Raw genomic sequence first — 20,603 nt, forward strand, 5'->3', positions numbered from 1 at the left:
TTAGAAAGAAACCCGCGTTCCAGGTTCGTTTATTGTTTATTTGGCCTTCATCGAAACAACAATGTACTTTTTGTTGAAATGACCAAAAAACATTTTGTTTGAAGAATATTTAACGAATTATTGCTGGAAACGTGATCAATCTAACACCTTGCCGATTGACCGTAAAGAAAGTAAAGCTATCCCAACAATTATAATGCCTATCTCTAGCCAAAGTCATCGACGTTGTTGTGCGGTCACAAGCAAAGGTATAAACCGCTTATCTCGTCGTACATTTGTTACACTAGCTGCTTTCTTATGCACTTAACCGCCCTGCTCTTGTGGCTACTGCACTGACACTCTTCATCGGTCAATGGTAGGATGGGCCATAAAATATAAAACGGTAACAAGCAATGTTAGACAAAATTATTCGAATTGCTACGCGACAAAGCCCACTTGCCCTGTGGCAAGCACATTATGTTCAACATTTACTGCAAGCTAATCATCCCGGCTTGCAAGTCGAATTAGTTCCGATGGTAACCCGCGGGGATATCATTCTGGACACACCGCTAGCGAAAGTAGGCGGTAAAGGCTTGTTCGTTAAGGAGTTAGAGTTGGCCTTATTAGAAGGCCGGGCAGATATTGCTGTGCATTCTATGAAAGATGTCCCTATTGCCTTCCCTGAAGGGCTGGGTTTGGTCACTATTTGTGAGCGCGATGATCCGCGCGATGCTTTCGTTTCACCACATTACGCACATTTGGATGACCTGCCCGCAGGTAGCATTGTCGGGACGTCAAGCCTGCGCCGCCAGTGTCAATTGCGTGAACGTCGCCCGGACCTGATTGTCCGCGATTTGCGAGGTAACGTCGGCACTCGTCTTGCCAAGCTGGATAACGGTGATTATCACGCGATTATTTTGGCTGTTGCTGGCCTCAAACGTCTCGGGCTGGAGACTCGTATTCGCTATGCAATGCCGGCGGAAGAATCATTGCCCGCGGTTGGTCAAGGTGCCGTCGGTATCGAATGCCGTCTGGATGATGATTTTACTCGTCAATTGCTCATCCCGCTAAATCATCGCGAGACCGAGTTAAGGGTTTGTGCAGAACGCGCCATGAATACACGCCTTGAAGGCGGTTGTCAGGTGCCCATCGGCAGCTATGCCGAATTGGCAGGCGATACATTGTGGCTTCGTGCATTGGTGGGCGCACCAGACGGTAGTGAGATTATTCGCGGCGAACGCCGAGGGCCGGCTGAAAATGCAGAACAAATGGGTATTGAGCTGGCTGATGAACTCCTGTCGCGAGGCGCACGAGAAATACTGGCTGAAGTTTATCAGGACAACGCACCACTATGACGATTCTGGTTACCCGCCCATCCCCTTCTGGAGAGCAGTTAGTCAGCCGCCTGCGTGCGCTGGGCCGGGTTGCCTATCATGCACCGTTGATTGATTTCTCACCCGGAGATGACCTGTTCAAGTTACCTGAGTTGCTGCAAGAAATGCAGGCGGGTGACTTGGTTTTTGCGTTATCTCAGAACGCGGTGCGCTACGCTAACTCGCTGTTAAAAAGAAATAACCTGTCATGGCCCGCACAGTTATCTTATTATGCTATTGGCCGTAGCACGGCATTAGCACTGCATACTGCCAGCCGCTTGCACGTGACTTTCCCCCCCACAGGGGAAACCAGCGAGATGCTGCTGTCATTGCCCGACCTGCAAAAGCTGTCGGGTAAAAAAGTAGTGCTATTGCGCGGTAATGGCGGGCGAGAACTTCTCGGTGAAACTCTTGTAGAACGAGGAGCCACAGTCACTTTTTGTGAGTGTTATCAACGTAGCCCTATTTTTTATGATGGCAGTGAACAAAGTGCGCATTGGCAACGCTCTGGGATTGATATTCTGGTCGTCACCAGCGGCGAAATGTTACAACAGATCTATACTTTAGTTCCTGATTACTATCGTTCTTCTTGGTTACTACGTTGCCGCTTGGTCGTGGTGAGCGATCGTTTGGCCGCCTTAGCGGCTCAAATGGGCTGGAGTGATATCCGGGTAGCAGAGAATGCTGATAATGACGCACTGATCCGCGCGCTACAAGAATTTCAATAAACCTGAAACCTGACTATGGGATGCCCAATATGACGGAACAAAATACCCCATCCGCACCAGTGGAAGAGACAACCACCGCGGCTGAGAGGCACCAACAGCCAGCACCAGAAGTTCGCCGGGAGAAACGAACCGGTCCAATTCTGGGTGCCATTGCTATTGCACTGGCTATCGCGCTCGGTGCTGGGCTTTATTATCACGGACACCAGCAGGCCCAGTTACAAGATGCGGCGAATATCGCGCTGCAAGAGCAGTTGGCTGAACTTAAACAGAGCCAATTGCAGGAAAAACAGCAACTTGAATCATTATTGCAACAGCAAGGCAAAGCGCTGGAAGCCGCTGACCGCCAACAGACGTCACTGACTCGCCAACTTAATGAGTTGCAAGAGAAAGTTGCGACCATATCTGGCAGTGATGCCAAGACTTGGTTACTGGCACAAGCTGATTTTCTGGTGAAAATGGCAGGGCGTAAACTGTGGAGCGATCAAGATGTCACTACTGCTGCCACCTTACTGAAAAGTGCCGACGCCAGTCTAGCTGATATGAATGACCCTAGTCTTATTGAGGTTCGTCGCGCGTTGACCGAAGACATCAGCGCCCTTTCTGCGGTCAGTCAGGTTGATTTTGACGGTATCATCCTCAAACTGAACCAACTGTCCAATCAGGTGGATAATCTGCGCCTGGCTGATAACAATATTGATGACTCACCCATGGATGCCAATAGCGATGAATTATCCAGTTCGTTATCTGAATGGCGCCAAAATCTGAGCAAGAGCTGGCACAGTTTTATCTCTGATTTCATTACGATTCGCCGCCGTGATAGTAGTGCGGAGCCTCTGTTGGCACCAAATCAGGATGTTTACTTGCGTGAAAATATCCGCTCACGTCTACTGGTTGCCGCTCAAGCAGTACCACGCCATCAGGATGAAGTGTACAAACAGTCACTGGAGACCATCTCCACTTGGGTTCGTGCTTACTTTGATGTGAATGATCCGAATACCAAGGCATTTCTGGATGAACTGGAGAGTTTGAGTCAGCAATCCATCTCAATGGACGTACCTGATCAATTGAAGAGCCAGCCAATGCTGGAAAAATTGATGCAAACTCGGGTTCGTAACCTACTGGCACAAACGCCAGCTGCCACTCAGGGGGAATAAGTATGCTACGCGTATTATTGTTATTCCTCATTTTGACTGCAGGTATCGTACTTGGCCCCATGTTGGCTGGGCATCAAGGTTATGTATTGATCCAAACCGACAACTATAACGTCGAAACCAGTGTCACCGGTTTGGTCATTATGTTGGTATTGATACTGGTCGCTTTCCTGATAATTGAATGGATATTGCGCCGCATTTTTCGTACCGGCGCACGCACCCGTGGTTGGTTTATGGGCCGCAAACGCACCCGTGCGCGTAAACAAACCAAAGCTGCCTTGATCAAACTGGCTGAGGGTGATTTCAAGCAGGTTGAGAAATTACTGACCCGCAATGCTGATCATGCTGAACAACCGATGGTGAACTACCTGCTGGCGGCAGAAGCAGCCCAGCAGCGTGGTGATGAATTCCGCACCAACCAATATCTTGAACGGGCAGCAGAAGTGGCCGACACTGAGCAATTGCCAGTAGATATTACCCGAGTGCGTATCCAATTAGCACAAGGGCACATTCATGCTGCTCGTCATGGGGTTGATCGTCTATTAGATCAAGCGCCACGCCATCCTGAAGTCCTGCGTCTGGCCGAGCTGGCTTACTTGCGCTCTGGCGCTTATAGCTCATTGTTGGAAATTCTCCCCGCGATGAGCAAAGTTCAGGTACATACCCAGGATGAGATCGCCGCACTGGAGCAGCAAGCCTACATTGGCATTATGAATCAATGTATGGCTGAAGAAGGTAGCGAAGGTCTAAAACGCTGGTGGAAAGATCAAAGTCGTAAAGTGCGTAATGAGATCCCACTGCAAGTCGCCTTGGCAGAGCATTTAATTGAATGTGATGATCATGAAGTGGCCCAGCAAATTATTTTGGACAGTCTAAAGCGTCAGTACGATGAACGCTTAGTGCTATTGATCCCGCGCTTACAATCGGGAAATCCAGATCCATTAGAGAAATCATTGCGCCAGCAAATCAAACAGCATGGTGCAACTCCGTTACTCAACAGCACCTTAGGTCAGCTCATGCTAAAACATGGTGAGTGGGAGAAAGCCAGTGAAGCCTTCAAAGCTGCGCTGGCACAGCGGCCAGACGGATATGATTATGCATGGCTGGCTGATGCATTGGATAAACTACACTGCCCTGAGGATGCCGCACAGGCTCGTCGCGAAGGGTTATTGCTGACGCTGAAGCAGAACGGTGAATCTCTTTGATTGCTAACCTGCGTTGAGCAGCCTAGGGCACTCCGGCGGCTTACGCCGGCACGTATCCCCTTGGTTCAACTTAAACTGCAACATAAAGGCTCCTTCGGGGGCCTTTATGTTATTTATTTTTTGCAAAAAAAAACGCTTGCCGATAGGGGCAAGCGTCTAAAATTTTCAGGTCTACAGACAACAATGTCGGTGCCTCACTCAACGTTATGCCCGGTATGTGATGAAGATATACAACATCGTTTACATGGACAATAGGCACCCTAAAATCGGCTCTGCATCATCCCTGGGTTTATGAAGCACAATTGGCGATAAAACCAGGCAGTCATAATAAGTGGGATGAGCATCTACATAAGAGATATTGCACTTAGCGTGCCAAATCGTGCAATGGATTGTCATTTCATTCAATTATTAATTTAATTACATGATAAATAATGGTTTTATTTTTATATCCCCCTATATCCTTATCCTATTCACCTACAGCACTCAGATATATATCGTCAGAGTGATCTGTCGCTACAAAACGACGCTATAAACGAACGTTAATTTTATTAATAATTATCAAATAGTTATATGTCACCTTTCAGAGACAATACATTCGTCTTTTGTCGCAAAAAGCCAACACCCATACTCTGGCCGAAGAATGCCCAATTCTGCTCCCGCCATTTGGCGAATTTGATCAAAGAGTGCCAATAAGAGTTTCAGAGGCATAAGGAAAGGTAATTGCAAAGGGCGAGTAGCCACTCATCAGGCTGAAGCTTAAGGTGGGATATGACGTAAGAATTGAGGCAAGACAGATAAAATACAGACGAAAAAAAACCCCGCATTGCGGGGTTTCTTCGAAATTGGTCGGCGAGAGAGGATTCGAACCTCCGACCCACTGGTCCCAAACCAGTTGCGCTACCAAGCTGCGCTACTCGCCGATTTCTTACTGCTCACTCTACATGGTCTTTCGACCTATGTCCATGTAAATCTTAATAAAATCTACACGTTTTGTGTGGTGCGAAGGGAGGGACTTGAACCCTCACGTCCGTAAGGACACTAACACCTGAAGCTAGCGCGTCTACCAATTCCGCCACCATCGCATGTTCCACAAAAATTTGGGGTGGCTAATGGGACTCGAACCCACGACAACTGGAATCACAATCCAGGGCTCTACCAACTGAGCTATAGCCACCATCACTTCATACAGCTTACTTCGTCCTACGCGGCAATCTTACCACCGCAGCTCTTGCACACAAAATTAATGGTGCGCCCGACAGGATTCGAACCTGAGACCTCTGCCTCCGGAGGGCAGCGCTCTATCCAGCTGAGCTACGGGCGCTTAGCGCCGTTGCGGGTGGGGATACTACGGTTTTAATGCTTGGCTGTCTAGTGCTTTTTTAGAAGAAATGATGCGTTTGCTTACGCTTTGCTCACTCTGCCACAAAAGTCAGCGCTTAATAGCCCCCACTCCGCCTTGTTCGCTGGTTTTATAGGCGTTTCACTTCGGCTGGCGTCTTTTTATGCATACCCAAGCCAAAATAGCACACGGTGACCAATCCAAGGAAAATCATCCCCACGAATAAAGATAAGCGAGTATCCGGGTTGATCCCCATCCCCACCAACACACAAATCAGGAAAGCGATAGTGAGGTAGTTTACATACGGGAACATGATGGATTTGAAAGGATGCTGCTTCAATGCTTCTTTATGCACCTGACGAAAACGCAGCTGGCTCACCAACACCACAAACCACGGCACCATACCCGGTAATACGCTGGCACTATAAACGTACACGAATACCTGCTGTGGATTGGGGATGATGTAATTGAGGCTAGAGCCCACCATCAAGCACAAAATCGTAACGGCAATACAATACACCGGAACACCACTGGCAGACAATTTGGTCAGGCAAGCAGGGAGCTGACGGTTTTTCGCTAAGGCATATAACATGCGCCCACCACTGTACATGCCGCTATTACAACCCGACAGCGCAGCGGTAAGCACCACAAAGTTGATAATGCCCGCCGCTGAAATGATACCTATCTTGGCAAAGGTCAGGACAAACGGACTGCCCGTCGTACCAATGCCATCCCACGGGAAGATAGTCACGATGACGAAAATAGCCCCAACATAGAAGATCAGAATACGCCATAAAATGTTATTGATAGCGCGCTTTAGCGTGACCTGAGGATTTCGAGCTTCACCCGCCGTAATGCCCACCAGTTCAACGCCCTGATAAGAGGCCACCACAATACACAGCGCAAACATAAAACCTTTCCAACCCCCAGCAAAAAAGCCGCCGTGAGCTGTCAGGTTATCAAAACCAATAGGCTGGCCATGATTACCAAAGCCAAAGAAGATGACGCCCAGCCCTACCAGAATCATCACAATGATGGTTGTCACTTTGATCATCGCAAACCAGAACTCCAGTTCGCCATATAATCTGACTGCGGCCAGATTCGCCAGCGCCACAATGGCTACTCCGGCAATAGCCGGCAACCATTGGGGAATCTCCGGGAACCAGAATTGGACATACACGCCAATAGCGGTAATTTCAGATATCCCCACCGCTATCCACATAAACCAATAGCCCCAAGCGGTCAGATAGCCGAAATAGGGGCTAAGATATTTATGCGCATATACAGCAAAAGAACCGGCAACCGGCTCCAGATACAGCATTTCGCCCATTGCCCGCATAATAAAAAATACAAACAAACCGGCAATAATATATGCCAGTAATACTGACGGCCCTGCCCACTTTAAGGTACTGGCAGAACCCATAAATAGCCCAACACCAATTGTCCCGCCTAATGCTATTAGCTCGATATGCCGGGCTTCCAGCCCACGGTGTAATCCTTTTTTCTCTTCGTTCCCTGCCATATATCCTCTATCAACTTACTGGTGTATGTCTGTTCCGGATTCCGGTTGTTTTTTTATGAATAAAACATGGTGATGAAAAAAATAAAGGCTGAATTTAAGTATTCAGCCTAATCATTAATACATTAGTGGATGCAAGCTAAAGAATAGGGAAACAGCCCACCACAAAACTCCGTTTTTGGGTGATGATTACAGACGTCCGCTGTAATAGTAACCAACAAACTTGAGCAACTTGAATTGGCGACGAATACGGCTTGGTTGCGCCAGTAAGCGATAAAGCCACTCCAGCCCCATGTTCTGCCATATTTTAGGCGCACGTTTGACATGCCCGGTAAAGACGTCGTAAGTGCCGCCAACACCCATATACAACGCATTAGGATGGACTTTACGACAATCACGCATAAACATTTCCTGTTTTGGCGACCCCATCGCTACCGTCACTATCGCCGCGCCACTGGCGGCAATCCGTGCAAACAAAGCTTCGCGCTGATCCGGCGTGAAATAGCCGTCCTGACTCCCCACTAAGTTAACATTCCATTGCGCACGCAACTTGGCCTCGGTTTCAGCTAACACCTCGGGCTTGCCACCGACTAAAAATACGGGTGTCCCTTGTTGGCCCGCACGCTGCATCAATGCTTCCCACAGATCAGCACCCGCAACCCTTGAAATTTTCGCTTGCGGATATTTCCGGCGAATGGCGCGCACCATACTGATCCCATCGGCATACAGATATTCGGCCTCACAGATCAATTCACGCAATGCAGCATCATCTTCGGCTTTCATCAGCTTTTCGGCGTTCATTGCAACCAATGTGCCCGTCTTCACTGGGCCGCTACTCAGCAGATGATCCAGCGTCTGAGTCATGTCACGAAAACCCCAAATCTCGAAGCCACGGACAGTGTATTTTGGAATGGCGATATCTTTAGAAATAACAGTATTTTTGGGAGTAGCAGTATTCTGTTCCATTACGATCCTTACGGTTGGCTGCCCGCTTGCGGCGCAGATAGACCCTTAGGCTTACCAGCTCGACGCTGTACCCGTTGTGTTATCAAGCCCGCGGTGTCAAACAGCCAATACAACAATTTCGCCAGTACCAGGCAGGCCCCAAAAATCACGCAGAAAAATACCACGCGTGAAACAAAGGAGTCCAACCCCTCACGCGCCAGTACGATGATGTTAAATACCGCGCCAAAACAGAAACTTTGCAAAATAGCCGCTTTGTAGCGATTACTTTCTGCTTTGCCTTGTTCGTACAACCAATCGAACCATTTAATGATTAACCCCACCACGATGGCCCCGAGTGGGATAAACAGCACCCCGCCCATCACCACCAAAGATCCAATCAGCGTTGGCGAGATAGCAAGCCCGGAGTGGTTATCCAGCACATCCCACGTAAAGTAATTGGCCGTATTGAGAACCAAGTCAGGGCGAGCAGGCCACAAAGAGCTAGGAATAAAGACATAAAAATCACGGATAATCGGTGCCAATCCCTGAAAATCTATTTTGTCGTAATTTTGCAGCAGCAACCCCAGATTTTCCCATGGTGAGAATGTGTCTCGCGTCAGGTAAAGGAAGGTATAAAACGCCTCTGCGCCGTTAACATCCAGACCATAGCGTTTCAGGGCCAGCCAGAACATGCCCACAATCCCAAAGACGCCCGCGGCCGCCAACATCCACAGAGTTATCCAACCGCGCACAATACCAATAAACAGGAATAATGAGAACGCGATGATGATATTCGCGCGAGTCCCGCCGACGATAACGTAGGTTAGGATGCCAAACGCCACGGTACTGGCCAGAAAGAAAAACCAAGCCCGCATATCCTGCTTTAGGAAATAGACCACTAACATGGCAGGAATGAAGAAGTAGAAAAAGCGCTTCAGTGCCACACCAGAGACATCACTGGAGAAAATTTTACTGTAAGAATCTAGCTTAAATAGCAGAAAACCATTCTGCATGAAGAAGATACCGACAGTACCAATAGCCACCAGCGCTAATAATACCCAAGTCAGGTTAGTTTCCACCCGATTCATCGTGAAGATGGGAGCTCGTGGCTGGCTACGCGGCTTACTCAAGCGAGTTTTATAACTCACATAGTAAATACCATAGAATGCCGTGGCAGACAGTATGGCATAGAGCAGATACTCAACCGGCACGATCCCGACCCCAAACTGAAACACCAACATGCAGGTGAGTGGGAAGCCAAAATAGAACGTCAATAAATAGAGCATTGAAAACAGCACGTTGAAATTAAAGCGAACGCGCCGAAACTCCTGATACGTTAGCGTCAGAATAAAAATCACTGCTATCAGATAGACACAGAAAAGACCACCAAACTGCCCCAGCGTCATGGGTGTTCTCCTGCGGCAAGTGCCAGCGCCTGCTGCCAGCCCTCAATATAATTGGGGTTAAAGAACGCAATATTGTGTTTATCTAACCCAGCTAATTGACGCTGTGCTTCACGAATCAATGGCTCATCCAATGAATCACCATAGAAAAGTACCGGAATATGCTGTTCGGCCAAGTCTTGCCAGAATGGATTCTTCCGGCTTAAAACAAAAGGCACACCAAATTGGGTTAACAGGCACAAGGTGCCAATACCTTGCTGGCGATTAAAAATAAAGTAGCCTAAATCGCATTCACGCAAGATATTCAGATAGTCATCAAATGGAATTTGTTCTGTCAGAATACGTAGATTCTCTGGCGCAAATAGCGCCAAGCCGGCCTGCCTAACCTGCTCAATATAGAGCTGATTATTCGCAGGATACCCCATTGGCAAAATCACTCGGACATCAGGGCCAAATTGCTCATGAATAGATTTGAGTGCTTCGATATGGCGGTTGGTGGTGTCTCCAGAGTTCCCGACCAAAATCGTCATTGGCCCAGCAAGCGGTTTTTCGATGTGAATGCCTGTTAAGGCTGGGTCCATTCGGGTTGGAAAATAGAGCAATGATGCGGGTACTCGAGGGTGCCGCTGCTGGAAATGAATTAAATCGCCACGGGTGGCAAAGACATGGCCGACTCGCCCCTGAGCGATGCGGCGCAGCAGATAAAACAGGCGGAATTTCCAGTTTTTAGCATCTTCATATAAGTCAGCGCCCCAAACATGCCAATAGACTTGATGGCGCTTGATTTTTCCGCTCAGTAAAGCCAGCCACAACGTGGCATTAAATTGCCCATGCCAGAAAAACCGCGTGCTGCGATCTGCCTGCGCGCGAGCAATAACCGCCTCAGCCAACGTTTTTTTATTGCTGTGCGTCTCGATATCCAATTGAGGGAATGCCGAAAAAGCCGTCGTCTCTTTTGCCGCCACCATAAAATGCCGCACCTGCTCTGCTGGCACACGAGTGGCCAGCACGTCATTAAAGAAGCGCAGCACAGTCAGATTATGGTGCGGGATATCAGATCCCAGTACATGAATCAGGGTTGTCATTTTTTTCTACTGTAAAGAGTGTTTACGGTGATGAATGTCTACGATACATAAGGAATACGCAGCTACAGAGCGCGAAATAGACGATATAGGTGGCCATATAGGCCTGTGCCGCCCCCAAAGAGCCATTCATTGGAATTAACCAATGGGCAAACCCGGTTAACAGTAAAAACTGGCTGACTTCCGTCAGAATGTAAAAGCGTAAAGAGGCTTTGGCGATTACCAAATAACCAAACACATATGACCCGACTTTCAACACATCGCCCACGAGCTGCCAAGCAAAAAGGTCACGCATGGCCGTAAACTGGTGAGAGAACAGCAACCAGATAGCGAAATCACGTAACAACCAGACTATCAGGCTGGCGGTCGCCACTGCTGGTAAGACAAACTTCAGTGAGCGCAGGATTTCACGCGAAATCGCCGCTTTCTCTTTCAGTCTCGACAGCGTGGGCAGCAAATAGACGGTAAATGATGCTGTGATAAATTGTAGATAAGCATCTGAAATACTGCTCACCCCTTGCCAGATCCCCACCGCATCCCAACCATAGCGGTCAGCCAGTAAGTTACGCATCATCACATAAGCGACCGGTAGGGTCACCGAAGTAATCAACGCCATAATGGTAAACTTACCCAAATGGCTTGCCAACGCTTTATCCCAGCTAAGTTTAAGATAACTTAAGGGAATAGTCTTGCGCCGAATAAGCATTGCCCCCGCTGGGATAACCACCAGCGCAGGAACCAATGCCAACCCCACTAAGGCTCCGGGATAGCCCCCAATCTGGAAGCAAATATAGTACGCCACCACACCGATCAGGCTACCGCCAATCACGGCCAGCGCATTCCCCATGGCATCGCGATAACCTTTAAGGATAGCCAAAAACAGGTTGGCGTAAGCTATTCCCATCTGGATAAGCGCGACTGCGCGCACCACATTCTGGTAATCACTATGACCGAATAACGCAATACTAACGGGCTTTGCCGCCAACAGGAAAATCAATGCCAGCAACGTTGAGAACCCCAGAACAATCGCTGATGAGGTTCCTAAAACAGCCCGAAGACGTTCAGGTTGCTGATGGTATTCAGCAACATATTTAGTAATACCGTTGAAGATACCCGCGCCGGAGAGCACGCCTAATACCGTAATTAGCTGGCGAAAGTTACCCGCCTGCCCAACACCACTAGGGCCAAAGGTCACCGCCAGCAGTTTAACCACTAACAGCCCTACGCCAATCTTAATCAGCGTAGAGCCAGCAGTCCAAATCGATGCTTTTGCCAGAGACATATCAGGCGAAGAAACTGAGAACAGTATTAATAACCGTGCTCTGATTAACATCAGTCAGGTTGTAGAAGATTGGCAAGCGAACCAGGCGTTCACTTTCCTTAGTAGTAAAACGGTCTTCGCCATCCATACGGCCAAATTCCTCACCTGCCGGACAAGCATGCAACGGAATATAATGGAACACCGCCATGATCTCAGCTTCTTTTAAGTAGCTGATGAACGCCGAACGCTCTTCGATATCACGCAGTTTGATGTAAAACATATGCGCGTTCTGTGCCAGATTGTCAGGAATAACAGGTAAATCAATGCGCCCAGCCTCAGCCAAGGGTTTGAAAGCATCATAATAGTTATGCCACAACGCCAGACGGCGTTTATTGATTTGTTCTGCCGCTTCCAACTGGCCCCACAGATAAGCTGCCTGTAAGTCAGACATCAAATAGCTGGAGCCGATATCGCGCCACGTATACTTATCAACCTGACCACGGAAGAACTGGCTACGGTTGGTGCCTTTTTCACGGATGATTTCTGCGCGGTCAATCAGTGACGGGTCATTGATTAGTGTTGCACCGCCCTCACCACCCGCGGTGTAGTTTTTGGTTTCATGAAAACTAAAGCAACCGATATGGCCGATAGTCCCCAACGCTTTGCCTTTGTAAGTCGACATTACGCCTTGAGCTGCATCTTCGACCACAAACAAATTATGCTTTTGCGCCAACGCCATAATAGTGTCCATCTCACAAGCCACACCGGCATAGTGGACTGGCACGATAGCTCTGGTTTTGTCAGTGATCGCCGCTTCAATTTTGGTTTCATCAATGTTCATGGTATCTGGACGAATATCAACAAACACCATTTTCGCACCGCGCAGCACAAAGGCATTGGCAGTCGAGACGAAAGTAAAGCTTGGCATAATCACTTCATCACCAGGCTTGATATCCAGCAGCAATGCGGCCATTTCCAGTGATGCAGTACAAGACGGGGTCAGTAACACTTTCGGGCACTCAAAGTGCTTCTCCATCCACTGCTGACAGCGACGGGTAAACCCACCATCGCCGCATAATTTGCCGCTGGTGATTGCTGCTTGCATATAACCCAGTTCAGTGCCGACTACCGGTGGAGCGTTAAATGGAATCATCTCATCCCCTGCATAACCAATACGCGGTGCTTTCAATCGAAGCACCACTGCGAATATAAAGACGTAAAGCAGCAATATTGCTCATTTGTGTGGCCACCCGTAACCGGTGTAATCCATGACTCTGGCACCACTGCTTTGCCGCCGACATTAATGATAAACCGATGCCTTTACCCTGCGCATTAGGGAATACAGCCAACAAGCCAATGCGCGCGCTACCCTCGTGCAAATCACGGAGTGTGACAAACCCCGCAGGTTGCCCCGACGAATCCATCACCAACAGACATTGATGGTCGAATGTGCCCAGCACCGCTTTTTCAGCCCATAAGGCATAAAATCGCCCACTGTCTTGTGGGTCATACCATGGGGCACGAAAGCGGCTCAATGCAAAGGCATTAGCAGCAACACTGCGTAACAGTGGTATATCTGCTATGACAGCGACCCGCTGTTGATAAGTTCCAACATCGGCCCTAACTGAAGCATTTTCCATGCCAACCGCGTCGTCTACTGACAGCGCCAGATCAATCTCCCCTTCGACGAGCTTAAAACCAAGCAGTCCAAGGGAATCAATAAGATCAAGACGATGGGTAGGGACTTTGGCTTGGACAAGGGTAAAAGCATCCAACTCAGCCGGATTAACTTGCGGGGCTGAGTCGGAGAAAATTAGTTTTGCGCTTGGTCGCTGGAAAAATTCACTTTCCCAGTCCAGTGGCTCAATACTGGCGTGGACGGGCATGGAGCAAGTCCAATAGATATTTGCCATAACCGGTTTTAGCCAACGCAGTGGCCGCACGTTTTACGCCATCGTCATCCAGCCAGCCATTACGCCATGAGATCTCTTCCAGACAAGCAATTTTGAAACCTTGCCGTTTTTCAACGGTTTGTACAAAAGTACTGGCTTCAATCAAGCTGTCATGAGTGCCGGTATCCAACCAAGCAAAACCGCGGCCTAACAATTCAACGGTTAGCTCACCGCGCTCTAAATACATCTGGTTAATGCTGGTAATTTCCAGTTCACCACGAGAAGATGGCTTAACTTGCTTGGCAAAATCAACAACTTGATTGTCATAGAAATAAAGCCCAGTCACTGCCCAATTAGACTTAGGCTGACTTGGTTTCTCTTCAATAGATAACGCGCGGAAGTTGTCATCAAACTCCACCACGCCAAAGCGCTCTGGATCCATGACTTGATAGCCAAAGACAGTTGCCCCCTTCTGACGCGCAGCAACGGCTTTCAGTTTCGGACTAAAGCCCTGACCGAAGTAAATGTTATCGCCAAGCACCAAGCAACAAGGCTCATGACCAATAAACTCTTCACCGATGATAAATGCTTGTGCCAGCCCATCCGGACTGGGCTGCGCGGCATAACTCAGCTTGATACCAAACTCATCACCATTGCCCAACAGACGCTGGAATGACGGCAAATCTTCTGGGGTAGAGATAATCAGGATATCGCGGATCCCTGCCAGCATCAGCACGGACAGCGGATAATAAATCATCGGTTTATCATAAACGGGAAGCAGTTGCTTAGAGACACCACGGGTGATGGGGTGCAACCTTGTGCCGGAGCCACCAGCCAGAATTATGCCTTTCATACTTACTCCTGAAACCATCAAGCAAGACGCCATTAATATCAATCAATAGCGCCGTCCTGATGATGAATCGATTTTTTAGCCTATGGCGGGGTGCCCTACAATAGGCAAGAGACTACTAAATCAGTCACTTAAACCCAAACGTTCACCGGCGTAAGAGCCATCCTGAACACGACGCCACCAAGATTCGTTATGCAAATACCATAATACGGTTTTGCGAATGCCGCTTTCGAACGTTTCCTGTGGCTTCCAACCCAGCTCCCGCTCAATTTTGCTGGCATCAATGGCATAGCGCATATCGTGGCCGGGCCGGTCTTTGACATAAGTAATCAAGTCACGATAGTGAGCAATTCCCGTTGGTTTTTCAGGAACCAGTTCATCTAATAAGCTGCAAATAGTTTCAACCACTTCAATATTCTTGCGCTCATTATGACCGCCGATATTGTACGTTTCGCCTACCACACCTTCGGTAACCACCTGATACAAAGCTCTGGCATGGTCTTCAACATACAACCAATCGCGAACCTGAGCGCCATTGCCATAGACTGGCAGTGGTTTGCCTGCCAACGCATTCAAAATAACCAGCGGTATCAATTTCTCAGGGAAATGGTACGGTCCGTAGTTATTTGAGCAATTCGTCACTAACGTGGGTAAGCCATAGGTTCGCAGCCAAGCGCGCACTAAATGGTCACTGGAGGCTTTGGACGCTGAATAAGGGCTACTGGGCGCATAAGGCGTAGTTTCAGTAAAGAGATCATCTGTACCATGCAGATCACCATAGACCTCATCCGTTGAGATATGGTGAAAGCGAAACGCCAGTTTTTCCTCAGCACCGAGTGGCTGCCAGTAATGGCGCGCCGCTTCCAACATCTGGTAAGTACCCATGACGTTAGTTTCGATAAAGGCAGCCGGGCCATCAATAGAGCGGTCGACATGGCTTTCTGCCGCCAGATGCATCACAACATCCGGTTGGTATTGTGCAAAAACCCGATCCAGCTCAGCGCGATCGCAAATATCAACCTGCTCAAAAGCGTAACGCTCACTGTCAGCAACCACCGCCAGTGATTCCAAATTGCCCGCGTAGGTGAGTTTATCAACCACCACCACGCTATCTGAGGTGCCATTGATAATATGTCTTACCACTGCGGAGCCGATAAAGCCGGCCCCACCGGTGACTAGAATACGTCTCAACGCCATACTCCTTTAGTGTCCACAATCCATGATTGCTTCACATCTTCAGGTTTAATCGCCTTAAATTGGCTGTGATCCACTAACATCACCAGCACATCGGCTTGCTGTAAGGCCGTCGCGGTATCTTTCAAGGTAACGTGACCCGCCAGAGACTTCGGCAACTGCTCAACATTAGGCTCAACCACCAATGTTTCACCAACGTGCCATTGGGCGATCAAATGAGCAATTTCAACTGCTGGGCTTTCACGCAGGTCATCGATATTTGGCTTAAATGCTAGGCCGAAACAGGCAATTTTCACTTCAGAGGCTCGTTTATCAGTCGCCGCTAGACAATCCGCCACAGCCGCTTTCACCCGGTCAACAACCCACAGTGGTTTGCCATCATTCACCAACCGTGCGGTATGAATCAGACGGGCCAGTTGTGGATTTTGAGAAACGATAAACCAAGGGTCTACAGCAATACAATGGCCGCCAACACCCGGGCCTGGCTGCAAGATATTCACACGTGGGTGACGATTCGCCAGACGAATCAGCTCCCATACATTGATCCCCTGCTCAGCACAAATCAGTGACAGCTCATTGGCAAAGGCAATATTCACGTCACGGAAGCTGTTTTCAGTCAGCTTGCACATTTCAGCGGTGCGGGAGTTCGTCACCACACACTCACCTTCGAGGAAAATTTTATACAGCTCACTGGCGCGGGCAGAACATTTTGGCGTCATACCACCGATAACACGGTCATTTTGAATCAGTTCGACCATCACCTGCCCCGGTAACACACGCTCAGGGCAATAAGCGATATTAATATCTGCCTCTTCACCTGCTTGTTGCGGGAAACTTAAATCAGGGCGAGCTTCTGCTAACCATTGTGCCATTTGTTCAGTGGCACCCACTGGAGATGTAGACTCCAGAATCACCAAATCGCCTTTTTTCAGTACAGGGGCAATAGATTTAGCGGCTGATTCGACAAAAACCATATCGGGTTCATGATCGCCTTTAAACGGTGTCGGCACGGCAATGAGAAACGCATCTGCTGGCAGTGGTTTGGTTACTGCCTGCAGGTAACCCCCTTCGACAGCAATTTTTACCACTTTATCTAAATCCGGCTCCACGATATGGATAGCACCGCGATTAATCGTTTCAACGGCATGGGCGTTAACATCAACACCAATCACTTTCTTCTTGCGCGACGCGAAAGCAGCAGCAGTTGGCAGACCAATATACCCAAGACCGATAACAGAAATAGTTTCAAAACTCATAGCGTCACCTGATGATTCTTTAAAGCTTCAAGGATGCGTTGACAGGCGTGCCCGTCACCGTAAGGATTATGTGCCCGTGTCATTTGATGATAGGCAGTTTCATCAGTCAGTAAGCGGGTCACTGCATCGACAATCTTATTAATATTAGTGCCTACCAACAAAACAGTACCGGAATCGACAGCTTCTGGACGCTCTGTTGTATCGCGCATCACCAGTACTGGCTTACCTAATGAAGGCGCTTCTTCCTGAATACCACCGGAATCTGTCAAAATGAGATACGCGTGGTTCATCAAATAAACAAATGGCAGATAATCTTGCGGGTCGATCAGAATAATATTATCAATCCCTTTCAAGATACGGTTAACCGGCTCACTGACATTTGGATTGAGATGTACGGGGTAGACAACCTGAACATCAGGGTGTTTACGGGCGATTTCAGCCAATGCACTACAGATACGCTCAAACCCGCCACCAAAACTCTCACGACGGTGGCCTGTGACCAAAATCATCTTCTTATTGGCATCAAGGAATGGATAGCGATCAGCCAAACTGGCTCGCAGCTCTGGATTATTCATCACCCGATCCCGAACCCAGAACAGCGCATCAATCACGGTATTGCCCGTCACAAAAATACGATTTTCTGGCACCATTTCACGTAACAGATTCTGTCGGGAGTTTTCCGTCGGCGCAAAATGATACATGGCAAGATGACCCGTCAATTGACGGTTGGCTTCTTCCGGCCATGGAGAATAGAGGTTCCCGGTACGTAAGCCAGCTTCGACATGGCCAACAGGGATACGATGATAAAATGCAGCAAGGCTGGTCGACAGGGTTGTCGTGGTGTCACCATGCACGAGGATAACGTCTGGCTTAAACTCCGCCAGCACGGGTTTTAACCCCTCCAGAATTCGGCAGGTTATTTCCGTTAATCCCTGACCCGGTTTCATGATATTCAAATCATAATCCGGTTGAATCTCAAATAAACGTAACACTTGATCCAACATCTCACGATGTTGGGCAGTGACACAAACTCTTGATTCAAAGGCTTCATCCTGAGCCAAGGCATGCACCAGAGGAGCCATTTTAATGGCTTCAGGCCGGGTGCCAAAAACAGTCAACACTTTCACAGTGAATCTCTTTAAGGTCAGTTAGCCGCAGACAGCGCCTGCAAGTTGGGTGCACAATGCACCCATTAACGATTTATACTCTTCTACAGCAAAGACTTATGCTTGCGTACTGGTACGGCGAACCAATACCACACCCGCGCCAACCAATGCACCGATGGCACCCCACATTATCAGTAGGAATACACGACGTGGGCTATCACGGGTTACCGGATCTTCAGGGGTACGTAAGTAACGGTATGCCTGGAATGTTTTATCCAGTGTTGGCCCAACATTTAATGTTGCCAGCATTGCACGATTCTGATCGTAATCAATATCAAAACTTGGGCCGGTAGCTTGCAAGGTTTCCAAACGAGCCTCGAGCATTGGCTTGCCTAGCATAAACATCTTGGAGTCCGGTAATTGCTCCGCTGGGGTATCTGTTTGATTACGATTAATCCCTTGCTGGTCTGCAACTTTTAATGCTTGCTTGACTGCAGCAACTTCACGGTCGAACACCGCTTGAGCCACGGCTTCTTGCCGTTGAACTTGTGCTTTCATTGATTGAGTTCGAGCCGCCCAAGCGCCCTGAATTTCATCATTTAAATGGCTGGCCGCACGTTGGCTGGCAAAATCAATGTAACTACGCAGTAATTTATTGGAATCGCTGGCGGTTTCAGCCGTCAATTTAATACTGTCATTCAGTATTTTTTTGTCATCACGTGGGGTGAAAACAATATTATTGACTAACTCATCCAACAATGCGGCATCCGCTTTGGCATCACCTTCCAGGCGCTGCTTGTAGTAATCACTTTGCAGCCAGAAATCACGACGGGTATCGTAAGCTGCCAACTGAGTAATAAACTCACCGTATGCTTCGTCAGAGATGCCCGGCTGCTCACTGGCAACACCACTGTTGATGCGAGTATCCAGATTGCGTAAAAATTGCTGCTGGGAATAGTAACCGCCCAGATTATTGACTGTTGGCCGGTCAGTAATTGCCGTCGCACTCCACTGCTGTTTCACCATATAGGAGACACCCAGCGCTATTGCAGCAAAGAGAATTGCCATACCGATAATCCACACTTTACCGCGCCAAAGAGTGCGGCACAGGCTGCGGATGTCTAACTCGTTATCCACAGCAAGCTCATTATTGGTAGATCCTGTTTTATCAGTCGACATAGATTCTGGTTTCATCACTGCCTAAAAGCCTCTGGTTAAGATTCATGCTTATTTTGCGATGCACGGCGCATACGACGCTTGATGCGCTTGATAAAACGCGCCACTCGCCATGCCCGTTTAATGCAGTAGCCATATAACAGAAATGCAAGCAAGAATAATGCCAACATGACCCATTCAGGTACAAATGTTAGCCGTTCTCCGATAACACCCACCGCAGCTAACAGTGCCGCAGCCAATGTGATTAAGACAAAAGCCTGCCGAGAAGTAAAACCGGCACGCATAATTAAGTGATGGATATGTTGACGGTCTGGGGAGAACGGACTCATGCCTTTGCGTAAGCGCCGATACATGATGGCAATCATATCCATCAATGGAATGGCAATAATCCATAATGCGGTGACAGGATTAATCGGGTGTGCGTTACCTTGCGTACTTTGTAACAGCATCCAAATTGCAGTGAAACCAATCAGAGTACTGCCAGCATCACCCATAAAAACTTTATAGCGACGGCCTAATAATCCAAGGTTGAGCAAGATATAAGGCAGAATGGCCGCGATCATTGCAAAACACCACAGTGCTAATGCCATCTGCCCACTTTGATACAGCAGAATCCCCATTGCGCCAAAAGAGACACAGGATAGACCGCCCAGCAAACCATCAATGCCATCCACCATATTGAACGCATTTATCGCCGCCCATACTGCAAACAGTGTCACAACATAACCAAACGGCCCTAACACCATTTCCCATGGGCCAAAAGCATGCCCCAGGCTGCGCAAATAAAGCCCGGCGAAAACCATCATAGCAATACCAACCAACGCCTGAACAAAGGCGCGGATTTTCACACTAATATCGAATCGGTCATCTAAAGCACCAACAAACACCAATAAACCGGCGCAACCGAGATATAAGCGGAAATGGGGGATCTGCTGGTTAGTAATCAGGAAGGTAAAGCAAATACCTGCAAACACAGATATTCCGCCCACTAATGGGATCAACCCTTGGTGGCGCTTACGATAATTGGGCTTATCAACTAATCCAATTTTCTTGGCAACTTTGCGAGCAACAAATAAAAATGCCAGAGAAAACAGGAAAATAACAAATATTTCAGTACTCATAGTGAGTAAGTTCACGTTTAACCGCT

General features: G+C 48.3%; 18 protein-coding genes and 4 tRNA genes. 5 read left to right on the forward strand and 17 right to left on the reverse strand.

Annotated elements, in window-relative coordinates:
* Window positions 1–94 precede the first annotated feature (94 nt).
* The 5 genes from HUZ92_RS21045 (at window position 95) to hemY (ending at window position 4,433) form a co-directional block, all read left to right on the forward strand.
* Complete coding sequence (locus HUZ92_RS21045; RefSeq protein ID WP_072087768.1) at window positions 95–304, forward strand: hypothetical protein; 210 nt, start codon at window positions 95–97, stop codon at window positions 302–304.
* Between the two features lie 85 nt (window positions 305–389).
* Window positions 390–1,331, forward strand: coding sequence for a hydroxymethylbilane synthase (gene hemC, locus HUZ92_RS15620; RefSeq protein WP_050140306.1), 942 nt, complete (start codon window positions 390–392; stop codon window positions 1,329–1,331).
* Window positions 1,328–2,077, forward strand: a complete 750-nt coding sequence (gene hemD / locus HUZ92_RS15625) for a uroporphyrinogen-III synthase (RefSeq protein ID WP_050100952.1) — start codon at window positions 1,328–1,330, stop codon at window positions 2,075–2,077. Before hemC ends, hemD begins: the two co-directional genes overlap by 4 nt.
* A 29-nt stretch (window positions 2,078–2,106) precedes the next feature.
* On the forward strand, window positions 2,107–3,231 hold the full coding sequence (hemX, locus tag HUZ92_RS15630; RefSeq protein ID WP_050100951.1) for a uroporphyrinogen-III C-methyltransferase: 1,125 nt from the start codon (window positions 2,107–2,109) through the stop codon (window positions 3,229–3,231).
* Between the two features lie 2 nt (window positions 3,232–3,233).
* Window positions 3,234–4,433, forward strand: a complete 1,200-nt coding sequence (gene hemY / locus HUZ92_RS15635; RefSeq protein ID WP_145525058.1) for a protoheme IX biogenesis protein HemY — start codon at window positions 3,234–3,236, stop codon at window positions 4,431–4,433.
* An 843-nt stretch (window positions 4,434–5,276) separates the two neighbouring features.
* Here hemY and HUZ92_RS15640 read toward each other — a convergent pair.
* From HUZ92_RS15640 to wecA, 17 genes are all read right to left on the reverse strand, one after another.
* A tRNA-Pro gene (locus tag HUZ92_RS15640) sits at window positions 5,277–5,353 on the reverse strand.
* A gap of 75 nt (window positions 5,354–5,428) precedes the next feature.
* A tRNA-Leu gene (locus HUZ92_RS15645) sits at window positions 5,429–5,515 on the reverse strand.
* A gap of 16 nt (window positions 5,516–5,531) precedes the next feature.
* A tRNA-His gene (locus HUZ92_RS15650) sits at window positions 5,532–5,607 on the reverse strand.
* Between the two features lie 70 nt (window positions 5,608–5,677).
* Window positions 5,678–5,754: transfer RNA gene (locus tag HUZ92_RS15655), tRNA-Arg, on the reverse strand.
* A gap of 148 nt (window positions 5,755–5,902) precedes the next feature.
* Entirely contained in the window at window positions 5,903–7,294 is a 1,392-nt protein-coding gene (thrP, locus tag HUZ92_RS15660; RefSeq protein ID WP_050100949.1) for a bifunctional threonine/serine APC transporter ThrP, read from the reverse strand.
* A gap of 186 nt (window positions 7,295–7,480) precedes the next feature.
* Window positions 7,481–8,257, reverse strand: coding sequence for a lipopolysaccharide N-acetylmannosaminouronosyltransferase (wecG, locus tag HUZ92_RS15665; protein ID WP_050100948.1), 777 nt, complete (start codon window positions 8,255–8,257; stop codon window positions 7,481–7,483).
* A gap of 8 nt (window positions 8,258–8,265) precedes the next feature.
* A complete protein-coding gene (gene wzyE, locus HUZ92_RS15670; protein ID WP_050100947.1) occupies window positions 8,266–9,642 on the reverse strand; it encodes an ECA oligosaccharide polymerase in 1,377 nt (458 codons plus the stop codon).
* Complete coding sequence (locus tag HUZ92_RS15675; protein WP_050100946.1) at window positions 9,639–10,724, reverse strand: TDP-N-acetylfucosamine:lipid II N-acetylfucosaminyltransferase; 1,086 nt, start codon at window positions 10,722–10,724, stop codon at window positions 9,639–9,641. The genes wzyE and HUZ92_RS15675 overlap by 4 nt, the downstream gene beginning before the upstream one ends.
* Before the next feature lie 22 nt (window positions 10,725–10,746).
* The gene (wzxE, locus tag HUZ92_RS15680; RefSeq protein ID WP_050100945.1) at window positions 10,747–12,003 is read right to left on the reverse strand and encodes a lipid III flippase WzxE; all 1,257 of its coding nucleotides are present in this window, start codon (window positions 12,001–12,003) and stop codon (window positions 10,747–10,749) included.
* A gap of 1 nt (window position 12,004) precedes the next feature.
* Window positions 12,005–13,135, reverse strand: coding sequence for a dTDP-4-amino-4,6-dideoxygalactose transaminase (rffA, locus tag HUZ92_RS15685; protein WP_050100944.1), 1,131 nt, complete (start codon window positions 13,133–13,135; stop codon window positions 12,005–12,007).
* A 1-nt stretch (window position 13,136) separates the two neighbouring features.
* Window positions 13,137–13,868, reverse strand: a complete 732-nt coding sequence (gene rffC / locus HUZ92_RS15690) for a dTDP-4-amino-4,6-dideoxy-D-galactose acyltransferase (protein ID WP_050100943.1) — start codon at window positions 13,866–13,868, stop codon at window positions 13,137–13,139.
* Complete coding sequence (gene rfbA, locus HUZ92_RS15695) at window positions 13,846–14,727, reverse strand: glucose-1-phosphate thymidylyltransferase RfbA (protein WP_050100942.1); 882 nt, start codon at window positions 14,725–14,727, stop codon at window positions 13,846–13,848. Before rfbA ends, rffC begins: the two co-directional genes overlap by 23 nt.
* Window positions 14,728–14,847: 120 nt before the next feature.
* Window positions 14,848–15,921, reverse strand: coding sequence for a dTDP-glucose 4,6-dehydratase (gene rffG, locus HUZ92_RS15700; protein ID WP_174846863.1), 1,074 nt, complete (start codon window positions 15,919–15,921; stop codon window positions 14,848–14,850).
* Window positions 15,912–17,174 carry a UDP-N-acetyl-D-mannosamine dehydrogenase gene (gene wecC / locus HUZ92_RS15705; RefSeq protein WP_050100941.1) on the reverse strand — a complete coding sequence of 421 codons (1,263 nt, stop codon included), beginning with the start codon at window positions 17,172–17,174 and terminating at the stop codon, window positions 15,912–15,914. Before wecC ends, rffG begins: the two co-directional genes overlap by 10 nt.
* Window positions 17,171–18,301, reverse strand: coding sequence for a non-hydrolyzing UDP-N-acetylglucosamine 2-epimerase (gene wecB / locus HUZ92_RS15710; RefSeq protein WP_050100940.1), 1,131 nt, complete (start codon window positions 18,299–18,301; stop codon window positions 17,171–17,173). Before wecB ends, wecC begins: the two co-directional genes overlap by 4 nt.
* Before the next feature lie 96 nt (window positions 18,302–18,397).
* Window positions 18,398–19,474, reverse strand: coding sequence for an ECA polysaccharide chain length modulation protein (gene wzzE / locus HUZ92_RS15715; RefSeq protein WP_050100939.1), 1,077 nt, complete (start codon window positions 19,472–19,474; stop codon window positions 18,398–18,400).
* A 20-nt stretch (window positions 19,475–19,494) separates the two neighbouring features.
* Entirely contained in the window at window positions 19,495–20,592 is a 1,098-nt protein-coding gene (wecA, locus tag HUZ92_RS15720) for a UDP-N-acetylglucosamine--undecaprenyl-phosphate N-acetylglucosaminephosphotransferase (protein ID WP_072086707.1), read from the reverse strand.
* Window positions 20,593–20,603: the final 11 nt, after the last annotated feature.

The sequence above is a fragment of the Yersinia vastinensis genome, assembly GCF_902726565.1.
GTDB classification, from domain to species: domain Bacteria; phylum Pseudomonadota; class Gammaproteobacteria; order Enterobacterales; family Enterobacteriaceae; genus Yersinia; species Yersinia vastinensis.